13 protein-coding genes are annotated in these 19,504 nt (G+C 74.5%); all 13 read right to left on the minus strand.

What is annotated here, in order from left to right; genetic code table 11:
• Position 1: 1 nt before the first annotated feature.
• Positions 2–292, minus strand: coding sequence for an acyl carrier protein (locus AB0F18_RS03345; protein ID WP_362054450.1), 291 nt, complete (start codon positions 290–292; stop codon positions 2–4).
• On the minus strand, positions 285–1,895 hold the full coding sequence (locus AB0F18_RS03350; RefSeq protein WP_362054452.1) for an AMP-binding protein: 1,611 nt from the start codon (positions 1,893–1,895) through the stop codon (positions 285–287). The genes AB0F18_RS03345 and AB0F18_RS03350 overlap by 8 nt, the downstream gene beginning before the upstream one ends.
• Positions 1,892–5,185, minus strand: a complete 3,294-nt coding sequence (locus AB0F18_RS03355) for an amino acid adenylation domain-containing protein (RefSeq protein WP_362054455.1) — start codon at positions 5,183–5,185, stop codon at positions 1,892–1,894. Before AB0F18_RS03355 ends, AB0F18_RS03350 begins: the two co-directional genes overlap by 4 nt.
• Positions 5,182–7,470 (minus strand): class I tRNA ligase family protein, encoded by a 2,289-nt coding sequence (locus AB0F18_RS03360; protein WP_362054458.1) that lies wholly within the window; start codon positions 7,468–7,470, stop codon positions 5,182–5,184. The genes AB0F18_RS03355 and AB0F18_RS03360 overlap by 4 nt, the downstream gene beginning before the upstream one ends.
• Positions 7,467–8,714: an FAD-dependent oxidoreductase gene (locus AB0F18_RS03365; protein WP_362054461.1), complete on the minus strand. Its 1,248-nt coding sequence runs from the start codon at positions 8,712–8,714 to the stop codon at positions 7,467–7,469. The genes AB0F18_RS03360 and AB0F18_RS03365 overlap by 4 nt, the downstream gene beginning before the upstream one ends.
• Positions 8,714–10,042, minus strand: a complete 1,329-nt coding sequence (locus AB0F18_RS03370; RefSeq protein WP_362054464.1) for a SidA/IucD/PvdA family monooxygenase — start codon at positions 10,040–10,042, stop codon at positions 8,714–8,716. The genes AB0F18_RS03365 and AB0F18_RS03370 overlap by 1 nt, the downstream gene beginning before the upstream one ends.
• Before the next feature lie 84 nt (positions 10,043–10,126).
• The gene (locus AB0F18_RS03375; RefSeq protein ID WP_362054467.1) at positions 10,127–11,329 is read right to left on the minus strand and encodes a saccharopine dehydrogenase C-terminal domain-containing protein; all 1,203 of its coding nucleotides are present in this window, start codon (positions 11,327–11,329) and stop codon (positions 10,127–10,129) included.
• Positions 11,319–12,383, minus strand: coding sequence for a saccharopine dehydrogenase (locus AB0F18_RS03380; protein WP_362054470.1), 1,065 nt, complete (start codon positions 12,381–12,383; stop codon positions 11,319–11,321). The genes AB0F18_RS03375 and AB0F18_RS03380 overlap by 11 nt, the downstream gene beginning before the upstream one ends.
• Positions 12,384–12,633: 250 nt before the next feature.
• Positions 12,634–13,824, minus strand: a complete 1,191-nt coding sequence (locus tag AB0F18_RS03385) for a cytochrome P450 (RefSeq protein ID WP_362054473.1) — start codon at positions 13,822–13,824, stop codon at positions 12,634–12,636.
• Between the two features lie 120 nt (positions 13,825–13,944).
• Positions 13,945–15,144, minus strand: coding sequence for an acyl-CoA dehydrogenase family protein (locus AB0F18_RS03390; protein ID WP_362054476.1), 1,200 nt, complete (start codon positions 15,142–15,144; stop codon positions 13,945–13,947).
• Positions 15,145–15,155: 11 nt separating this feature from the next.
• Positions 15,156–17,450 (minus strand): iron-containing redox enzyme family protein, encoded by a 2,295-nt coding sequence (locus tag AB0F18_RS03395; RefSeq protein ID WP_362054479.1) that lies wholly within the window; start codon positions 17,448–17,450, stop codon positions 15,156–15,158.
• Positions 17,447–18,520 carry a 3-oxoacyl-ACP synthase gene (locus AB0F18_RS03400; RefSeq protein WP_362054482.1) on the minus strand — a complete coding sequence of 358 codons (1,074 nt, stop codon included), beginning with the start codon at positions 18,518–18,520 and terminating at the stop codon, positions 17,447–17,449. The genes AB0F18_RS03395 and AB0F18_RS03400 overlap by 4 nt, the downstream gene beginning before the upstream one ends.
• A complete protein-coding gene (locus AB0F18_RS03405; RefSeq protein WP_362054484.1) occupies positions 18,517–19,464 on the minus strand; it encodes an isocitrate lyase/phosphoenolpyruvate mutase family protein in 948 nt (315 codons plus the stop codon). Before AB0F18_RS03405 ends, AB0F18_RS03400 begins: the two co-directional genes overlap by 4 nt.
• Positions 19,465–19,504: the final 40 nt, after the last annotated feature.

Raw genomic sequence — 19,504 nt, forward strand, 5'->3', positions numbered from 1 at the left:
TTCAGGCTCCGGTGGGGGCGTGGCGGTGGCGGGCGAGGGCGTCGGTGACGTCGCGGAGGGTCTTCATGTCGGCGAGGTCGTGTTCGGTGAAGTGGGCGAGGTCCACGCCGGTCTCCTCGCAGACCTCGGTGAGGAAGAGGACCTTGTTGAGGGAGGTCAGCCCGTAGGCGGCGACCATGTCGGCGTCGGGGTCCAGGTCCTCGGCGGGGACCTCGGGGATCAGGACGAGGGCGAGCTGCTCGCGGGCGGCGTCCTGGAGGGTGCTGTCGGTGGTGTCGGTGGTGTCAGGCATGGATTCCGGCCTCCTGGGAGTGCAGCGGGGCGTGGTAGGCGGCCCGGATGTCGGGGCGCTTGGGCTTGTACTGGGAGGTCAGCAGGCCGCCTTCGATGCTGAACGGCGGGTCGGCGACGAGGACGCGGCTGATCCGCTCGTCGGGGGTGGTGGCGGCGTTGACGGCGGCGAGGCGGGCGGCGATGGCCCGGTGGTCGGCGGGCAGGCCGGCCGGGGAGACGACGGCGACGAGGTCGGTCTGGGTGGGGCTGAACAGGACGCACTCGGCGATGGCCGGGTCGGCGCGCATGAGTTCCTCGATGGGCCGCACGATGACCTTCCTGCCGTTGTCGAGGACGATGACGTCGTCGGCGCGGCCGTGGACGAAGAGGTAGCCGTCCTCGTCGAGGTGGCCGAGGTCGCCGGTGCGGACGGTGCCGTCGGGGGAGAAGACCTTCTCGGAGTCGCCGGGGCGGGCGTAGGCGTAGTGGTTGTTGACGGGGTGGGTGCTGCGGACGCTGATGACCCCGTCCTCGCCGATGAGCACCTCCTTGCCGCGGACGGCCCGGCCGACGCTGCCCTCGCGGTGGGCGCCGGGGTGGTTCTTGGTGACGATGCAGGTCTCGTTGAGTCCGTAGCCCTCGTAGAGGGGCAGCCGGGCCTCGTCGTTGAAGAAGCGGAGCACGGCGGGGGAGGCGGGGGCGGAGCCGGTCCACAGGTAGCGGATCCGGTCGCCGAACAGGGCGCGGGCCGCGTGTTCGGGGCTCTGGCCGGGGGTGCGGCGCAGGCGGGCGCCGATCTGGCGGCGGGCGGTCTCGTAGAAGGCGGGGACGCCCATGACGACGGTGGGGCGGACGCGGCGCAGGGTGGCGAAGGCGGCCTCGTAGGTGGTGACGGTGACGTCGTGGCCGTGGAGGAGGGCGGAGTAGACCCAGTAGCGCTGCTGGAGGAGGGAGAGGGGAAGGAAGACGAAGAGGTGGTCGTCGGGGGTGTGTTCGAAGATCTCCTGGACGGCGGTGAGGGAGCTGTCGATGCTGCCGGCGGTGGCGCCGAGGCCCTTGGGGACGCCGGTGCTGCCGGAGGTGAACTTGATGGTGGTGACGTCGCCGGTGGTCCAGGTGACGGGTGGGAGGGGCGCCTCGGCGTCGGGGCCGGCCCCCGGTTCGGTGAGGGCCAGGACGTCGTCCATGGGGAGGACGCCGGGGACGCCGTCGGCGGGCTGGTCGGTGAAGAGGAGGTGGAGGTCGTAGCGGTCGGCGAGTTCGGCGGAGGGGGTGAACTTGCCGGGTTCCAGGCCGGCGGTCTGCGCGCCGAGCCGCAGGGCGGCGAGGTCGAGGAGGACCCATTCCAGGCTGTTGGCGGCGAGGATGCCGATGCGGTGGGCTTGGCCGATGCCGTGGGTGCTCCGCAGGTGGTGGGCCAGGCGGGTCGCGCGGTCGTGGAGCTCGTGGAGGGGCATGGTGCGGGTGCCGTCCAGGCGGGCGACGTGGATGTGGCCGCCCGCCGGGCGCTCGGCGACGATCCGCCGGATCGTCTCCGGCGCCGCCGGGGGTGTGGTCTGTCGGGTGCGGGCCGACTGTGGCTGGGCGCGCAGTTCCCCGCGCCCCTGGAAGGGGGCGGTCATCGGGCTGCCTTGGGCATGAGGGCTGCGGCCATGGCGCGGACCGTGTCTCGTTCCGAGAACTGGTCGAGGGTGAGGGTGACGCCGAAGCGTTTGCGGGCGGCCGTGAGGATGCGGGCGGCCGCGATGGAGTCGCCGCCGAGGGAGGTCAGGGTGTCCAGGGCGCCGACGTCGGGGCGGCGCAGGACGGTGGACCAGATGTCGCAGAGGATCTTCTCCGCCTGGGTGGCGGGGGCGCTGCCGCCCGACGCGCGGCCGGCGGCGGGCGCCTGGGCGCCGAGTTCGGCCAGCCGTGCGCGGTCCACCTTGCCGTTGCGGGTGAGGGGGAGCTCCTCGTGCCAGAGCAGCGCCGCGGGGAGCATGTACTCCGGCAGGTCGGCGCGCAGGGCCTGGCGGATCTCGGTCAGGTGGGGGCGGTGGCCGCCGGAGGGGACGAGGTGGGCGATGAGCCGGTTGCCCTGGGGGGCGACGACGGCCCGGGCGACCTCGGCGAGGGCGGCGAGGCGGGTCTCGACCTCGCCGGCCTCGATCCGGTAGCCGTTGATCTTGATCTGGAAGTCGCTGCGGCCGAGGATCTGGATGCTGCCGTCGGGCAGGTAGCGGCCGAGGTCGCCGGTGCGGTACATCCGTTCGCCGCGTACGGGGTCCTCGTAGAACCGTTCGGCGGTGAGCTCCGGCTCGCCCCAGTAGCCGCGGGCCAGGCCCGCGCCCGCGGCGGTGATCTCGCCGGTGACCCAGTCGGGGGCGTCGAGGCCGTCGCGGTCGACGACGTAGGCGCGGTTGTTGGAGTTGGGGCGGCCGTACGGGATGGACTCGCTTCCGTCCTCGTCCTCGCCGACGGGGTGCAGGATGTTCCAGACCGTCGTCTCCGTCGGGCCGCCGAGGGAGAACACCTCCAGGCCGGGGACCAGTTCGCGCAGCTGCGCGGGGAGGGCGGGCGGGATGCGGTCGCCGCTCATCATGACCAGGCGCAGCCCCGGCGGTACGTCGCCGTCCGAGCGGGCCTGGCCGTGCAGGAGTCCGACGATGGCGGGGACGGAGTTCCACACGCTGACCCCGTAGAGCCAGCACAGTTCGAGCCAGTGGGCGGGGTCGGCGGCCTTGTCGCGGTCGGGCATGACGAGGGCGGCGCCGGCCGAGAGGGCGCCGAAGACGTCCCAGACGGACAGGTCGAAGTTGAAGGCGCTGACGGCCATGAACCGGTCCTCGGCGGTGATCCCGAAGCGGTCGCGGCAGTCGGCGACGAGGTTGGCGACGCTCCGGTGGGTGACCATGACGCCCTTGGGGGCGCCGGTGGTGCCGGAGGTGTAGAGGACGTACGCGAGGTCGTCGGGGTGGGATCCGGCGGGCCGCTCGGGGAGTTCGGCGCGGCCGGAGCAGGGCCGGGTGAGGTCGAAGGCGGCGATGGCGCCTTCGGAGGGCCGGCCGGTGTTGGTGAGGACGCAGCGGACGCCGCCGTCGGCGAGCATGTACTCCTGGCGGGCGGCGGGCAGGGCCGCGTCCACGGGCAGGTAGGCGGCTCCGGCGAGGACGGTCGCGAGGATGCCGACGATCTGCTCGGGCCCCCGGTGGCAGACGAGGCCGACGAGTTCGCCGCGGCCGACGCCCTGGGCGCGCAGCCAGGTGGCGGCGGTGGCGGCCCGGTGCAGGAGTTCGCCGTAGCTGACGGTCCGGTCGGAGGTGAGGATCGCGGGCGCGGCGGGGGTGCGGGCGGCCCGGGCCACGATGGCGTCGCCGAGCATCTCGTCGGGCAGGTCGGTGGCGGTGTCGTTGGCGGCGGCGCGGCGTTCGCGCTGTGCGGGCGGCAGCAGGTCGAAGCAGTGCCGCTGCCAGGAGGCCCCGTCGACGAGGGTTTCGAGGAGGGTGCGGTAGCCGTGGGCGAGGTCGTCGAGGAGACCCTCGCAGAAGAGTTCGTCGATGCCGTCGAGCTGGACGACGAGTGCGCCGTGCTGCTCCATGGCGAAGGCGTTGAGCCACACCTGGGGGGTCTGGCTGACGGAGAAGACCTCCTTGCCGAAGAGTTCCAGGGCGGAGCCGTCGACCTCGCTGCTGACGTGTCCGATGGCGCTGTTGAAGGTGTACGGCATGCGGGCGCCGGCGATCCCGCCGCGGCGGCGGGCGAGTTCGCGCAGGAACTCGACGCCGGAGTAGTGCCGGTGGTCGATGTCGGTGTGCAGCCGGGCCTGGAGGAGCTGGGCGCGTTCGGCGAAGGTCAGGCTCCGGTCGGTCTCGGCCTCGACGAGGAGGGTGTCGGAGAACTGGCCGATGGCCTCGAAGACGCGGGGATGGACGGGCGGGCGGTGGGCGACGGTGGTGGTGAGGGTGAACCTCTCCCCCGCGCCCCAGGTGGCGAGGGTTTCGGCGTAGGCGGCGAGGAGCAGCGCGGAGGGGGTCAGGCCGGCGGTGGCGGCCCGGTCCTTGAGGGCGGTCCAGGCGGTGCGGTCGAGGGTGACGCGGCGCTGGGTGAAGCGGGTCTCGGTGAGGGCGGACGGGCTGGTGCGCAGCGGCAGGTCGGGGTGGGGGGCGAGGTCGTCGGCGCGGTCCAGCCAGTAGGCGCGGGAGCGTTGGGCGGGGGCCTTGTCGCGGGCCGCTTCGAGGGCGGCGACGTAGTCCTCGTAGGGGAGTTCCTCGTGGACGTCGGCGCCGGGGCTCTGGTAGGCGTGCCACCAGGCGCGGAAGAACAGGAACATGCTGATCCCGTCCATCACGAGCCCGTCGTGGCCGACGTGGAGGACCATCCTGTCGTCGTCGAGGATGGTGGCCTCGACGGTGATCAGCGGGGCCTGGTCGGCGGGCAGGACCTGGTGGGAGCGCATCGCGCGCAGTTCGGCGCGGATGGCCTCCTGCTGGCGGGGGGTGTGGGAGCGCAGGTCGAGGACGCCGATGCGGGGGGCGTGGGCGCCGTGCTCGGTGGCCTGGCGTTCGTCGGACAGGAAGCGGGAGCGCAGGCCGCTGTGGGCGGCCACGACGGTGTCGAGGGAGGCCTGGAGGCGGTCGAGGTCCCAGTCGCCCTCGATCTCGTGGAAGACGTGGCTGGAGACGTCGCCGACCTCGAAGACGCCGCTGCGGCCGAGGTAGTAGCTGCGCTGGAGGGGGGTGAGGGGGAAGCCGGGGCCCTGTTCGGCCTCGCGGGCGAGGTGGGCGACGAGGGCGGGCTTGGCGGTTCTGACGCGGGCGATGAACTCGGGGTCCATCCGCTCGCGGTTGCCCTGGAGGCGCAGGTCGCCGTCGGCGAGGGTGACGGTCAGGCCGCGTTCGGCTATCTCGCGCAGGATGTGGCGGGGCTGGTTCATCGGGCCTCCCCCGAGGTCAGGGCGGCGACGGCGGAGGGCTCGGCGCGCTCGGCGATGACGGCGGCGAGTTCCGCGAGGGTGCCGCCGTGCAGGAGTTCGTCCATGGAGAGGTCGACGTCGAGGGCGTCGAGGATCTGGTACTGGACGGTGACGGCCTGGAGGGAGCCGGCCGCGAGCTGGGTGAGGGTGCGGTGGGCGATCTGCTCGTCCGCGCCGAGGCGCAGGGCGGTGCGGGCGACCTGGGTGAGCCAGGGGGTGAGGACGGGCTCGGTCGCGGCGGCCGCGTCCGGGGAGGGCTGGAAGAAGACGGCGTCGGCGAGGTCGACGGCGCTGCCGGGGGTGAGGAGTTCGACGGTACGGGGCCAGGTGCGCGGGGTGCCGGTGCCGAGGGCGGCGGCCAGCCGGGCGGCGAAGCGGGGCATGACGGGGGCGGCGGCGTGTGCGAGGAGGCGGGCGGCGGCCAGTTCGAGGGCGACGGCGGTGCGGTTCTCGTCCTCCCAGCCGGGGGTGTCGGTGAGGAGGGATTCGGCGCGGGTGAAGCGGACGGTGTCGCGGACGATGCCGTCGAGTTCGGCGGCGGCCTGGGCGAGGGAGAAGGAGTCGTTGCCGAGGGCTCCGGTAACGGCGTCGAGGCGGGTGCCGAGGCGGGCGAGGAAGGCGGTGTGCTCGGGGGTCCAGTTCCCGGCGTCGGGGGCGCGGCCGCCGTGGTGCTTGGCGACGCGGGCGCCGAGGTCGGTCAGCCACTGCTGCCAGGTGCCGATGAGGGTGTCGGCGAGGACGGCCTCGTAGGCGGCACGCCGGAAGTCGGTGCGGCTGCCCTCGGGGCGGGTGGCGGCGAGGAAGTAGCGGACGGCGTCGACGGTGTCGGGGGTGAGGACCTCCTTGCCCCAGACGGCGTGCCGGCGGCTGGTGGAGAACTTCTCGCCCTCCAGCAGGTAGAACTCGTTGACGTGGTAGTCGATGTCGGGGGTCCAGCCGGGGTGGGCGAGCTGGTAGAGGACCGGGTAGAGCACGGAGTGGTAGAAGCTGTTGTCGTAGCCGAAGAAGTGGACGATCTTCCAGTCGGCGGAGGGTTCGGCGGCCCGCCAGGGGCGGCCGAGGCGGGTGCCCAGTGACTGGATGCCGTGCAGGAACCCGTAGCTCATCTCGGGCCAGACCCAGATGACCTGCCCGTCGGTGTCGTTCTCGCGGGGTTCGACGCCCCAGCCGGAGGGGTGGGTGAGGGGCAGGTCGAGGGCGGGGCGGCGGAAGAGCCGGTCGGCGAGTTCACGGAGCCGGGCGGGGACGCGGCCGCGCCGGTGGTGGGCGCGGACGTCACCGGCGTAGGCGTGCAGGGGCAGGGTCCAGCGGGCGGCGGGGGCCGGGCGGGGTGCGCGGCCGGAGACGGTGGAGCGGGGGGCGGCGAGGTCGGCGACGGTGTTGGGTTCGCCGCACTCCTCGCACAGGTTGCCGGAGGTGGCGGCGCCGCAGCCGGGGCAGCCGCCGGAGACGTCGGCTTCGTAGAGGTACTGGCCGTCGGCGGCGTCGTAGAGGGCTTCGTGTGCGGTGACGGCGATCTCGCCGGAGGCGACGAGGCGGCTGAAGTAGTCCTGGAGTCCCTCGCGGTAGCCGGGGTCCTGGTCGGTGACGGTGTACTGGTCGAGGGGTATGTCCATCAGCCGCAGGGTCTCGGCGATCTCGGCGCTGTAGTGGGCGGCGGTCTCGGCGGGGGTGCGGCCGTCGCGGCGGGCGGCGCCGAGGACGTAGCTCTGGTAGTCGTCGCTGCCGGTGAGGTGGTAGGCCTCGGTGCCGTTCATGCGCTGGAAGCGGGTGAAGGCGTCGGCGCCGAGGTAGGGGCCGGCGAGGTGGCCCAGGTGCAGGTCGCCGTTGGGGGTGGGCGGGGTGGAGAAGACGAAGACGGGGCGGTCGCCGAAGCCGGTGCGGGCGGGTGCGGCGGCGGCGTGCGCGGCCCGTTCGGCGTCGCGCCAGTACTGGGTGAAGAAGACCAGGTCGGTGCCGCCGTCGGCGGTGTCCTGCGGACCGGTGTTCCGCAGGACGTGGGACTCGAAGGGTTCGAAGAGGACGACGGTGCCGGGGGCGGCCTCGTGGCGTTCGCCGTCGATGAGGAACTCGCCGCGGCCGGAGACGATGACGAACAGTTCGGTCTCGTCGTGGTGGTGCTCGTCGGTGGCCCGGCCGGGGGCGATCCGGCCCCAGCCCGCGCCGGTCCCGAGGCCCTCCACGCGGCTCATGTCGATGCCGAACGCCTGCTCCAGCACGTCGTCGTCATAACTCGCGATGATCATGTCGTGGCCTTTCGCGGGGACGGGAGGGAAGGGATCAGGTCGGCGGCACGGGCGGCGAGCGCCGGGGCCAGGCGGTAGCCGGAGCCGCCGGCGGCGCCCGCGAAGACGAGCCGGCCGTACGGGTCGAGGGCGGTGACCAGGGGTGTCCCGTGGGGCCCGTAGGCGTCGCAGAAGACCCGGCCCGACCGGCAGTGGGCGGCCAGGGCGGGGGCGTAGCGGGTGAGCAGGGCGCGGCCTTCGCGCAGGTGGCCGGCGGTGACGGCGGGGCCGACGGTGGCGGGGTCGGTGTCCCACTCCCGGCAGGTGTAGCTGAGCAGCCAGTGCCCGCGGTGGTGGACGGGCAGCAGGAAGGCGTCCTCCTCGTGCAGGACGACGGCCCGGTCGCCGGGGGCGGGGGGCGTCTCCACGTGCAGGGCGACGACCTTCTTGACCCTGGCCCCGAGCGGGGCGACGAGCTCGCGCCAGGCGGGCTCCTCCAGCCAGGGGCCGGGGGCGATGACGACGTGGCCGGCGTCGAGGGTGGCGCCGCCGGTCAGGGTGAGGCGGGCCCCGCCGGGGCCGGCGGCGACGGTGCGGACGGCGACGCCCTCGCGGAAGGAGACGGCGGGGCGCAGGCCGGCGGCGAGGAGCTGGGTGAGGGCGTGGACGTCGGCGTACTGGCAGCCGTCGGCCTCCCAGGCCCCGAAGTCCTTCGGCAGGGCGGGGACGCACGGGGGCAGTTCGCCGGTCCAGCGGAGCTTGGCCTCGGGGAGGTAGGTCTCGCGCAGGGCCTCCTCGGCGGACTCGGGCGCGAGGACGGTCATGTCGAGGGGGTGGATGGGCAGGTCGGGGCGGGCGGTGTGGAGGTCGGCGTAGAAACGTTCGCTCTCGGCGGCCAGGGCGCGGACGGTGTCGTCGGCGCCGCGCGGGAAGTGCAGTCCGGCGGAGCGGCGGGTGGCGCCGGAGCCGATCATGTCCCGGTCGAGGACGGTGACGGTGGCGGAGGGGTCGCGGGAGAGGACCTCGCGGGCGATGAGGACGCCGAGGATGCCCGCGCCGACGACGGCGACGTCGGTACGGGCCCCGGTGGGGCCGCCGGCACGGGGGGCGGTGGTGCGGTAGGCGGGGGCGGTGGTGGGGTCGGCGGCGGGGCCGGCCGCGGGCCCGCCGGGTGCGGCCGTGTGCGTCGTCGGGGCCGCGGGCACGGGGTGGGCCTCGGGGTCGGTGGAGAGGGGGCGGCAGGAGCCGGCGCGGTCCGTGGTCATCAGGCGGTCCACCGTTCGTCCTGGGGGGTCTTGGAGGACCACTCGATGAAGGAGGCGAGCTGCTCGTCCCCGCGTACGCCGCACAGCCGGTCGGCGATGCGCCGGCTGCGCCAGGCGTTGAGGCTGAGGTTGGGGTCGGCGAGGCCGCGCTGGCCGCGGACCCCGTTCTGGACGAAGAGGCGCCGGTCGGCGGGCCCGTCCCAGCGGACGGCGTAGTCCTCGTCGACGCGCAGTTCCTCGTCCTCGTGCTCCAGCCGTCCGGCGAGCGGGGCGAGGAAGTCCATGGCGGCGGGCCGGTAGCCGGTGGCCCAGACGACGACGTCGGTCTCGAACTTCTCCAGGGACTCCGGCTCCTGGGTGTGCCGGGCGCAGACCTCCCAGCCGCCGAAGGGGCCGGGGCGGACGTCGAAGACCTCGCGGCCCGGGTGCAGGGCGACCAGGTCCTCGTTGCCCTCGACGAACCGGTGGACGTAGATGCCCTGGTAGATCTCGCGCAGGGTGGACTCGGAGATGCCGTCGCTGCTGAGGACGTTGCGGGAGTTCAGCGACTGGCGGCGCTCGCGCGGCAGTCCGTAGAAGTAGTCGGCGTGGCTGGGCATGTAGTAGTCGTTGGTGAAGGGCGAGTCGTCGATCGGGAAGTAGTTCTGCCGCCGCGAGATCCACGAGACGCGGCGGGGCAGGTCCCAGCCGCCGCGGGAGATCAGGTCGAGGAAGGCCTCCGCGCCGGACTGGCCGCCGCCGATGACGACGACCCGCTTGCCGCCGACGTCCTGCGCGTTGGCCATGTAGTCGCAGACGTGGAACTGGGTGGGGCCGAGGTGGTGCTCCCCCAGCGGCGGGACCCAGGGGCGGCTGCCGACGCCGACGACGACGTTCTCGGCGGTGACGGTGCGGCGTGCGGTGCGCACCGTGAACACCCCGAGTCCGTCGTCGAAGTCGACCTCCTCCACGCCCTCGCCGAAGACGACGTTCTCGTTGCGGCGGCTGGCCCAGGCCAGGTAGTTGCGGAACTCCAGCCTCGGCACGTCGTCGAACTGGGCGTTGAGGAAGTGGTAGACGCGGCCCTTGGCGTGCAGGTAGGAGAGGAAGGAGAAGGGGTTGGCGGGGTCGGCCAGGCTGACCAGGTCCTTGAACTGGGAGACCTGGAGGCTGGTGCCGGGGATCTGCTGGCCGTCGTGCCAGCCGAAGGACTCCTTGCGGTCGAGGAAGAGATTGGGTACGTCCGGCCTGCTGTGCAGCAGGGACGCCAGGCTGAGGTTGGCCGGGCCCACGCCGACTCCCACGCAGCGGAAGTGCGTGATGCCCGGCCGGAAGCTCTCGTGCCCCATGGTTCGGAACCTCTCGTTCGATTGCGGTGGCTGAGGTGAGGGGGAAGTGGGGTGAGGGAGGGGTGGGGTGGGAGCGTCAGGCGGTCATGCCGGTACTCCGGTGGGGGTGGGGGCGGTCTCCTCGTAGCTGCCGGCGAGCCCGTGGGCGCCGAGGAACGACAGCCAGCGGGAGGCCTCGGGGGAGGTCTCGGCGGCCCGGTTCAGCCCGGCGGGGAGGGCGCCGGCCAGGATCCGGGTCACCCCGTAGGCGACGGGGAGGGAGACGCAGCGGGCCATGGCGGACTCGTCCGGTCCGCCGGTGAGGTCGAGCAGGCGGGAGCCGCGCCAGCGCTCCCCCGCCCTGGTGCGCAGTTCCAGGGAGACGGACAGCACGACGCGGTCGCGGTCGGCGGGGCCGGCCGGGTGGCGGGCGGCGAGGTCGTACGCCAGGGCGCGGACGGCGTCCCGGTCCCCGGCGGCGACGGTGTCGAAGACCTCCTTCCAGGCGGTGCGCCAGCCGGTGTTGCGCAGGGTGCCGCGGACGAAGGTGTCGAGGTGCCAGTAGTACGGGATGCCGTACTGGGCGACGAAGGGGAGGCTGTCGCGGTTGGGGTAGGCCTCGAACTCCTCGCCCGCCAGGGTCAGCGGGGTGGTCGCCTCCCAGGGGCGGGAGGCGGTGAGCTCGGCGCACGCCTCGATGTAGCGAGCCGGGTTGCCGAGGGCGGCGAGGACCCCGTACGGGGCCCAGCTGAAGCGGTAGCGGAACGGTCCGGGGACCGCCGGGAGGCCCCCGCACCAGGAGGTGAACACGGCGGTCGCCGGTGAGGGGCCGAACGCCTCGCGGGCCCGGGCGACGAGGTCGTGGGCCATGAGGTGGTCGATGCCGGGGTCGAGCCCGGCCTCGGTGAGGACGACGGTACGGGTCCGCGCGGCGGCCCGCCGCGCCTGTCCGGCCAGCTCCGGGGTGGTGTAGCTGGTGCAGGCGAAGTGGGCGCCGCGGTCGGTGGCCAGGCCGAGCAGGGGGGTGTGCTCGGCGGCCGGGAGCATGGAGACGAGGACGTCGCCCGCGCCCGTCTCCGCCGCCAGGGCGGCGGGGGTGAGGGCGCGGACCTCGGCGCGGCCCGCCAGGCCGAGGGCGGCCAGGCGGGCGGCGGCGCGTTCGGCGGTGCGGTCCCACAGGACCACGCGGCGGGCGCGTTCGCAGACGAGGGAGAGGCCGGAGCGGCCGGTGGACAGGCCGGTGCCTATCCAGTGGACGGTGCCGGACGCGGGGGCCGCGGCGTTCCCGGCGGGCTGGTCAGCTGACACGTGGTGCCTCCTGGGCTTCGACGGCCGTCCGGAAGAGGTGCAGGGCGCGGGCCCAGACGCCGTCCCACTCGGCCAGGCGCAGGAGCTGCGGGGCGAGTTCGGCGGAGAAGGCGGTGCTGGCCTCGACGGGGAGGAGGGAGGGGAGGTTGTCGATGGCGATCAGGTCGAGGGGGCGGGCGCCGTCGCGGAGGGTGCGGACGGGCTCGTCCCAGGTGGTGGTGGTGTCGTAGACGGGCAGGACGTTGCAGTCGGAGGTGACGTCGCAGGTGACGTCGGAGACCAGGGAGAGGCGGCGGGCGGGCTCGTCCAGGTCGGCCTTGGTCAGGAAGGGCGGTACGGGGGTGGTGGTCAGGACGGTGTTGACGAGGAGGTCGTGGGCGAGGAGGGCGGTGCGGTCGAGGGCGCGGGTCTCGGGCAGGTCCCAGCGGGTGGGTTCCAGGCCGGCCCGGACGAGGGCGTCGCAGGCGCCGCGGCCGCAGCGGCCGAGGGCGCCGATGACGAGGGCGGCGGTGTCGTCGCCGGCCGTGGAGGCGAGGAGGGCGTCCAGGGCGGGGCGGTCGGTGGGGACCAGCGGGGTGGTGAGGGCGCCGCGGTGGTGCAGGACGGCGAGGGCGGCGCCGACGTAGCCGGCCCAGTAGCCGAACGCGGCCACGCGGCGGCCGGACTCGTCGGTGAGGTACTCCATGTCGAGCAGGGCCCCGCCGCCGGCGGTGAAGCGGGAGAGCAGCTCGCGGGCGCCGGCCTGGCCCTTGTAGGCGTGGCCGAAGTAGATGTGCCGGTGGCGCAGGGCGGGGGCGCCGGGGCCGGCGGGGAGTTCCTTGAGGCCGAGGACGTACGCCTCGTCGGGGGCCTGCTCGTGCCAGGAGGCGGTGGGGGCGGTGGCGCAGCCGGCGGTGGCGTAGTCGGCGAGGGGGAACGCGCGCTGCGCCGACTCCTCGACGGTGATGCGGACACCGGCCTCGACGAGGCGGGCGGCGTCCTGCGGGGTGAGGGGGGCGCGGCGTTCCGTACGGCGGGCCTCGTGTCGCATCCAGAGGTGAGTGCTGTCCGACATGTTGCGTTTTGTCCTGTCTGGAGGCATGGGGGTGGGTGACCCCCGGCCTGATCGCGGTGGCGGGGGCTGCGTCCTGGACGTTCTCGCGCCGGGGGGTTGCGAAAGTCCTGCGCGGTGCCCGCGGTGGCCGGTGCGTGCTCTCGGCGTGCCGGCCGGAAGCCCTCGTACTGGACGTACTCGGGATTTCGGCCGGTGCGGCGAGAGTGCGTGCTGGGCGCCGTGGGTGCCGTGCGGGACTTTCGCAACCCCCCTACAGGAGCGGGATCCGGGCGTTCGCCAGAGGGCGGTAGGCGGGGGTCGCTGTGGCGCTCCAGCCTGCCGTGCGGAGCTCGGTCACCACGGCGGTGGCGAGGGCCGTGGCCAGCTCCCCGCCCGGGCAGCGGTGGGCTCCCGCGCCGAAGGTGAAGACGGCCGGATTCACCCGGCCGGGGGAGAGCGTGTGGGGGTCGGGGTTGACGGCGGGGTCCCGGTTGGCGGCGGCGAGGAGGACGAGGACCTGTTGCCCGGGCTCCACGGCGGAGCCGGCGTGGGTGAAGGTGTCGGCGGCGAAGCGGCGGGTGTTCTGGACCGGGGCGTCGTACCGGACCACCTCGCGCACGAGCGCCCCGGTGTCGGCGGCGCCGGCGCCCCGGGCGAGGGCGACGAGGGTGTTGCCGATGAGTCCGGCGGTGGCGTCGTAGGTCTGGGAGAGGAACCCGATGGCGTTGGAGAGCAGCGGCCCGGGGTGTTCCCACCCGGCCCGCTCGGCTGCCGTGAAGAGCTCACGCAACAGCCCGTTCGCCGGCCCGGCGGGGTACGCGGTCCCGGAGGCTGGCGCGGCCTCCGGAGCCGTCAGGGGGGCCGTCGAGGCCGAGGCGAGGGGCGGGCCCAGAAGCTCGCGCAGGCGGGTGGCCGCCGCCGCGGCCGCCCGGTGGTCGTCCTCCGTCGCGGAGGCGGGGATGCAGCGGACGAAGTCGCCGATCGCGCGGGCCGCCTCGCGGTCGGCGCCGTCGGCCAGGCCGCCCAGCGCCGCCACCACCCGGGCCGGGACCCCGAACATCAGCTCCTCGTACGGGACTTCGCCGCCCTCCGCGAGCGCCTCCCGGGTGAAACGAGCGGCCAGCGCCCCGGCGTGCCCGAGGTCGGCGCGGGCCAGGGCCTCGGCCACGACCCCCTTGAGCCGGGCCGCCGCCGCGCCGTCCGTCATCCGTACGAGCTCGCCGAACACCTCCCCGGCCGCCGTCCCCGCGATCCCGGCCGGGACCGGCTCCGCCACCGGACGCACCCGCAGCGCGCCGCTGCCGAGCACCGCGCGCACCGCGGCCGCGTCGGCGGCCACCCACGCCCCGAGCGCCTCGTCGAAGGCGAAGGGGCGCTCGGCCACCAGCCGCGCGTAGAAGGGATAGGGGTCCGCGAGGCGAACGGCCTCGACGGGGGTGCTGAGGGTGGTGGTGCTGCTCACGACTCACTCCTTGCTGAACTGTTGGTACGGGCCGCGGAGTTCGAAAGAGCAACGAACACCGCAACCATCAATTGAGTAGCCACGACGGCGATCAACCACATCCGCGAGAGCGGCGCCGGTTCAGGCGCGAGAAGGGGCCACTCGGGCCGCCCGCCGCATGTCCAGCGAGCCCGCGATGGCCATCCGCAGGACCTCCGACGTGCCCTCGTAGATGCGCAGGGAGCGGATCTGCCGGTACAGCCGCTCGGTGACCGAGTCCCGTACGATCCCCGCCGCGCCCAGCAGTTGCACAGCCGAGTCCACGACCTCCTGGGCGGCCTCGGTGGCGTGGACCTTGGCGATGTTGGAGTGCCGGGCGAAGCGGCGGCTGCCCCGGTCGGTCTCCCAGGCGGCCCGGGCCACCAGCAGCGCGGCGGCGTTCAGCTGCACCTCCATGTCGGCGAGCCGGGCCTTGACCAGCTGGAGGTCGAAGAGCACGGCCCCGTACGCCTCCCGCGCCAGCACGTGCGCGAGCGCCGTGTCGAAGGCGCGCCGGGCGAAGCCGAGGGCGGCCGCGCCGACCGTCGTACGGAACCGCTCCAGCAGGTCCAGGGCGACCACGAACCCCTTCCCCGGCCGCCCGAGCACCGCGTCGGCGGGCAGCCGGCAGTCCTCGAAGGCGAGGTGGGCGAAGGAGCGCGGGGCGATCGCGTCGATCCGCTCGACCCGCAGCCCCGGGGTGCCGGCCGGCACCAGGAAGGCCGACAGCCCCAGCGGACCCGGGCCCTCCCCCGTGCGGGCGACGACCACGAACAGGTCCGCGATGGTGCCGTTGGCGATCCACGCCTTGCGGCCGCTCAGCGCGTACGAGCCGTCCTGCGCGCGCACCGCCTCCAGCCCGACCGACGCCAGGTCGGAGCCCGCCTCCTTCTCGGAGACCGCGAAGGCCCCGATCAGGGTTCCGGCGGCCATCCCGGGCAGGTAGCGGCGGCGCTGCGCCTCGCTGCCGAAGCGCAGCAGCGGGGTCGCGGCCAGCGCCTGGACGGAGAAGGCGAAGTCGGCCAGGTCCTCGGCGTAGGCGAGGGCCTCGCGGCGCAGGCACACCGCCCGGAAGTCGTCCACGGGGACGCCCAGCGGGTCCAGTTCGGACAGCCAGCCCGCCGCGCCGAGGGCGCGCACCAGGCGGCGTCCGGCGGCGTCGGGGCCGAGGCCGCGGATCTCCTCCCACAGCACCCGGTTGCCGTCGCACCAGGCCCCGGCGGAGGCGGCGAGCCGGCGGTGGGAGTCCTCGTAGAAGGGGAGCGCGAGCACCTCGGTGTCGAAGCTCGTGGTCGGTTCCATGGTCCGGCTCCTCAGATGACCAGTTCGGCGGGGGCGTCGGCGTCCTCGGCCCCGGCCGCGCGCACCCGCTTGACGAGGGCGTGCTCGATGAAGAAGGCGAAGGAGGCGTAGCCGCGCCAGATCCGCCGCCATTCGCGCTGGACGGCCTCCTCGCCGGAGAGGTGCCGTACCTCGTCGAGGTAGGCGACGACGATGTCCGCGGACTGGCGGGCGTGGCCGGCGGAGAAGTTGTCGATGGACAGGTGGGCCTCTTCATAGGAGACGTCGAGGCCGTGACGGCGCAGTTTCTGGATCTCGCGCATCCGCATCGCGCCGAGGCCGAACATCTCGATGCCCAGGTTGTAGCCGAGGATCTCGTTGTAGAGGCTGTCGGGGAAGAGCGACAGGCACAGCTGGTGGACGGAGAAGCCGTACAGGTGGTCCGGCAGGTCGCCCTGGTGCAGGAAGGCCTCCTGCCGGATGTGCGGCAGGTCCATGTCCATGCTGGCCAGGACCTTGTGGATGAGCGTGATGTGGTTCTTGTCCATGTCGCCGCGGCCCATCTCGTCCGCGTAGATGGCGAAGAGCATGTCGTCGCTGCGGCGGCCGCGGCGGCCGAGGTTGCCGACGCGGTGGGCCCAGGTGCCGTCGATGAGGCTGCCGAGGGCGTACGTGGACTGCTCGAAGACGACCTCGTCGCGGGAGGGGATCTCGGTGAGCGGCTCGTAGGGGTCCACGAGCTTGTCCCAGTAGATCCGTTCGACCCGATCCAGCAGGGCTTCGGGCGTGTACGGGAACCAGGAGGCGTCGGTGAGCAGGCCCTCGGCCCCGTGCTCGAAGAGGATCTCGGCCTCGGCGAGGCCGGCCTCGGCGCGGGCGCGGGCGAGCGGCAGCACGCTGGGGTGGCGTTCGAAGTTGACCAGCCGGTGGAAGAACCGGCGGTGGTCCTCGGGGCCTTCGGGCTCGCCCACGAGGATGTCGGCGGGGTCGGCGTCGGCGAGCCGCCGGCTCCAGGTGCGGGCGGGCGCGTCCCCGGCGGTGGCGGGGGTGAGGTCCGCGCCGGCGGGCTCGCCGTCGGCGATGGCGCGGGCCCAGGCGGTGAGGACGGCGGCCTCGCGCTCGTCGAAGATGCCGAACATGGGGCCGCCGAACTTGATGGCCTTCAGGAAGCGGCAGGGGCCGCCGTCGCGGGCGGGCTTCAGTTGGCGGGAGCCGCGCAGTTCGCGGACGAAGGCGGCGGCGTCGAGCTCCCCGGTGTCGAGCCAGTCGGTGAGCCCGCGGGTGCCCAGGCGTACGGCACGGTGCTGGCGGCCGGCGTGCGGGGCGTGCCGTTCGACGATCCGGGCGACCTTCGCGTCGAGCGAGAGCCCGTCGTGCCAGGCGGCGAGCTCGGCGAGGGCGGCGGTGTGCTCGCGCTCCAGGCGCAGCAGGAGGCGTACGGCGGCCAGCGCGCGGCGGCGGTCGGCGGGGCCGGTCGGGGACTCCTCGGTGAAGGCGAGGTAGGCGGCGAGCACGGGCCGGACGTCGCTCTCGGTGAGCATCGGCCCGGTGCCGAGGAGGAGTTCGTCGAGGCCGAGGGCGTGGGCGGCGTAGTGGACGCCGACGACCTCGGGGAGGAAGGAGGCGGGCAGCCGGGACAGGGCCAGGTGGAAGGCGCCGTGCAGGGCGGTGAGCGGGCGGGCGCCGGCCGCGTCGAGGAAGGCGGCGGACTCCACGCCGGGCAGGTGGACGCCCTGGGCGATGAGGGCCCTGCGGCGGCGGCCGAGCAGGCCGGCCTCGGAGACTCCCTCGCCCTGGAGCAGCCAGTGCTGGCCGAAGAGGCGGCCGACGATCTCGGCGGGCTGGGTGGCGGCCTGGGAGAGGGTGTCCAGCCAGCAGCCCCCGGTCAGCGCGAGGGGGGCGCGCTGGCGCAGGACGGCGGCGCGGACCTCCGGGTCGGGGTGGGTGCGCAGCGGGGTGAGGACGGCGGCGAGTTCGGTGCGGGCGGCCAGGACGTGGGCGGCGACGGCGTCGGCGTCGGAGCCGGCCGCGAGCCCGTCGTCCTCGCCCCGGTCCTCGGCCTCGGCCTCGGCGGTCAGGAAGGCGGCCAGGACGCGGCGGGCGGCGAGCAGGACGGCTTCGCTCTCCTGGTCGGCGATCAGGCGCCGGAAGAGGTCGGCGGGCGGCCCGGCGGTGATCCGGGAGGCTTCGGCGGCGCCTTGCGGGGAGGCCTCGAAGGGGCCGGCGGGCAGGGAGGTGGTGAGGTCGGGGAGGGCGAAGGCGGGCGCGTAGAAGCTGCGCGCCATGTCGAGGGAGGTTTCCTCGTCGGGGGTGATGGACGCGCTCATGCCAGGGATCCTTCGGGGGCGGCTGCGGTTGCGGGTTCGGGGGCGGCCCCGGTCGTTTCGGGCGGGTCCTCGGGGGTGCGCGCGGCCGTCGGGAGGGCGCGGAGCAGGACGGCGATCCGTACGCCCGGGACGCTCGACGCCAGCAGGTAGTGGCCGTGGGGCCGCAGGGCTCCGTCCCGGGCGCGGTCGACGAGGTTGATGAGCGGGTCGGCGGCGAAGCAGTGGCCCAGGCGCGGGATGTTGTCCAGGAAGAGCTGCTCGCGGGTGAAGCCGGCCTGGCGCTCCTTGAGGACGACGAGGGGCTTGTAGAGGTTGGCGTGGAACACCCCCCGGATGTCGTCGATCTTCATGCCGGCCTCGTCGAGGATCCGTTCGTTGACCTCGCGGGCCAGGTCGGAGCTGATCTCGTTGGACCAGTCGAGTCCGGCCGGGTCCTGGGCGCCGGCGCCCGCGACGATCTCGTAGGCGTCGGGGCCGAGGGGGCCGGCGCTGATCAGGCAGGAGGCGGCGCCGTCGCTGAAGAGGGCGTAGTTCTCCATGCGGGCGGACTCGTCGGTGATCCGGTCGGTGGTGATGACCATGACCGTGCGGTGCATGCCGGAGGCCACGTACGCCTGTCCGGTGCGGATCCCGGCGAGGAGGTTGGCGCAGCGGCCGAGGGTGAGGCCGGTGAAGGCGGCGGCGCCGAGGCCGGTGGCGGCCATGACGTTCTCGACGAAGGCCCCGTGGGTGCGGGGGCCGCCGGGGAAGCGGGTGGAGCACAGGATGAGGCAGTCCACGTCGGCCGGGGCGGCGCCGGCGGCGTCGAGGGTGGCGCGGGCGGTCTCGGCGGCGAGGGTCTCCAGGGACTTGGCGGTGCGGTGGACCGCGCCCCAGCCCCACAGGTCGGCGCGGGGCGGCATGCCGAACCGGCGGGCCCGCTCGCGCAGGCCCTCGACGGTGGTGTGGTCGGAGCGGAGTTCGCCGAGGACGTAGCGGGGCGCGGACAGGTGGACGGCGGCCGGGGCCGGCCGGGCCCCGGGGCCGGCGGGCCCGGCGGGCGCGCTGGGTGTCGTGTAGGGAAGGCTCACGGTGCCGGATCGCTCTCTCGGTCGGCGGCGGACGGGGCGGTCGGGGCGGGGGCGGCGGAACCGGTGGCGGCGGGCACGGGCGCGGTGGCGGGCGGTGCGGCCAGGAGGGCGTTGGCCTCGGCGTACGGGAGGGCGTCCGCGCCGAAGCCGAAGGTGCCCGACTCCGTGATCTCGCGGGCGGCGCGGGTGAGGGCGCCGAGCGCGGCGCGGGAGAGGGCGGAGCCGGTGCTGATCCGGCGGACGCCGAGGGCGCCGAGGTCGGCGACGGACAGCTTCAGGGCGCCGGTCATCAGGACGTTGACGGGCCGGGAGACGGCGGCGCAGACGGCGCGGATCGCCTCGGCGTCGGGCAGGGCCGGGGCGTAGAGCACGTCGGCGCCGGCGGCCTCGTACGCCCGCAGGCGGCGGATGGTGTCGTCGAGGTCGGGCCGGCCCAGGAAGAAGTTCTCGGCGCGGGCGGTGACGGTGAAGGGGAAGTCGAGCCCCTTGGCGGCCTCCACGGCGGCGGCGACCCGCTCGACGGCCTCGTCCAGCGGCCGCAGCGGGTCCTCGGGGCGGCCGGTGGCGTCCTCGATCGAGCCGCCGGCGAGGCCGGCTTCGGCGGCGAGGCGGATGGTCTCGGCGACGTCCTCGGGCCGCTCGCCGAAGCCGCTCTCCAGGTCGGCGGTGACGGGCAGTCCGGTGGCGTCCACGAGGGCGGCGGCGTTGGCGAGGAGCTCGGCGCGGGTCAGCTGATCGGCCCCGTCGGGGCGGCCGAGGCTGTGGGCGAGGCCCGCGCCGGTGGTGGCGAGGGCGGCGAAGCCGAAGGAGGCCAGGATGCGGGCGGTGCCGGCGTCCCAGGGGTTGGGGACGACGAAGGGGCCGGGGCCGGTGTGCAGGTCCCGGAAGGCCTCGCCGCGCCGGAGTCGGGCGGCGGGGTCGCTGCTGGGGGTGGTGTGGCTCATGAGGGGTCCTCGCAGGGGTGCTGTCGTACGTCGGGCGGGC

Origin of the sequence: Streptomyces sp. NPDC029216 (assembly GCF_040648015.1) — a bacterium.
Taxonomy (GTDB): Bacteria; Actinomycetota; Actinomycetes; order Streptomycetales; family Streptomycetaceae; genus Streptomyces.

Coding starts and splice junctions, on each gene's coding strand:
- AB0F18_RS03370 (WP_362054464.1), bottom strand. CDS start 10,042: ATGGGGCACGAGAGCTTCCGGCCGGGCATCACGCACTTCCGCTGCGTG.
- AB0F18_RS03380 (WP_362054470.1), bottom strand. CDS start 12,383: ATGTCGGACAGCACTCACCTCTGGATGCGACACGAGGCCCGCCGTACG.
- AB0F18_RS03345 (WP_362054450.1), bottom strand. CDS start 292: ATGCCTGACACCACCGACACCACCGACAGCACCCTCCAGGACGCCGCC.
- AB0F18_RS03360 (WP_362054458.1), bottom strand. CDS start 7,470: ATGATCATCGCGAGTTATGACGACGACGTGCTGGAGCAGGCGTTCGGC.
- AB0F18_RS03355 (WP_362054455.1), bottom strand. CDS start 5,185: ATGAACCAGCCCCGCCACATCCTGCGCGAGATAGCCGAACGCGGCCTG.
- AB0F18_RS03390 (WP_362054476.1), bottom strand. CDS start 15,144: ATGGAACCGACCACGAGCTTCGACACCGAGGTGCTCGCGCTCCCCTTC.
- AB0F18_RS03365 (WP_362054461.1), bottom strand. CDS start 8,714: ATGACCACGGACCGCGCCGGCTCCTGCCGCCCCCTCTCCACCGACCCC.
- AB0F18_RS03405 (WP_362054484.1), bottom strand. CDS start 19,464: ATGAGCCACACCACCCCCAGCAGCGACCCCGCCGCCCGACTCCGGCGC.
- AB0F18_RS03350 (WP_362054452.1), bottom strand. CDS start 1,895: ATGACCGCCCCCTTCCAGGGGCGCGGGGAACTGCGCGCCCAGCCACAG.
- AB0F18_RS03395 (WP_362054479.1), bottom strand. CDS start 17,450: ATGAGCGCGTCCATCACCCCCGACGAGGAAACCTCCCTCGACATGGCG.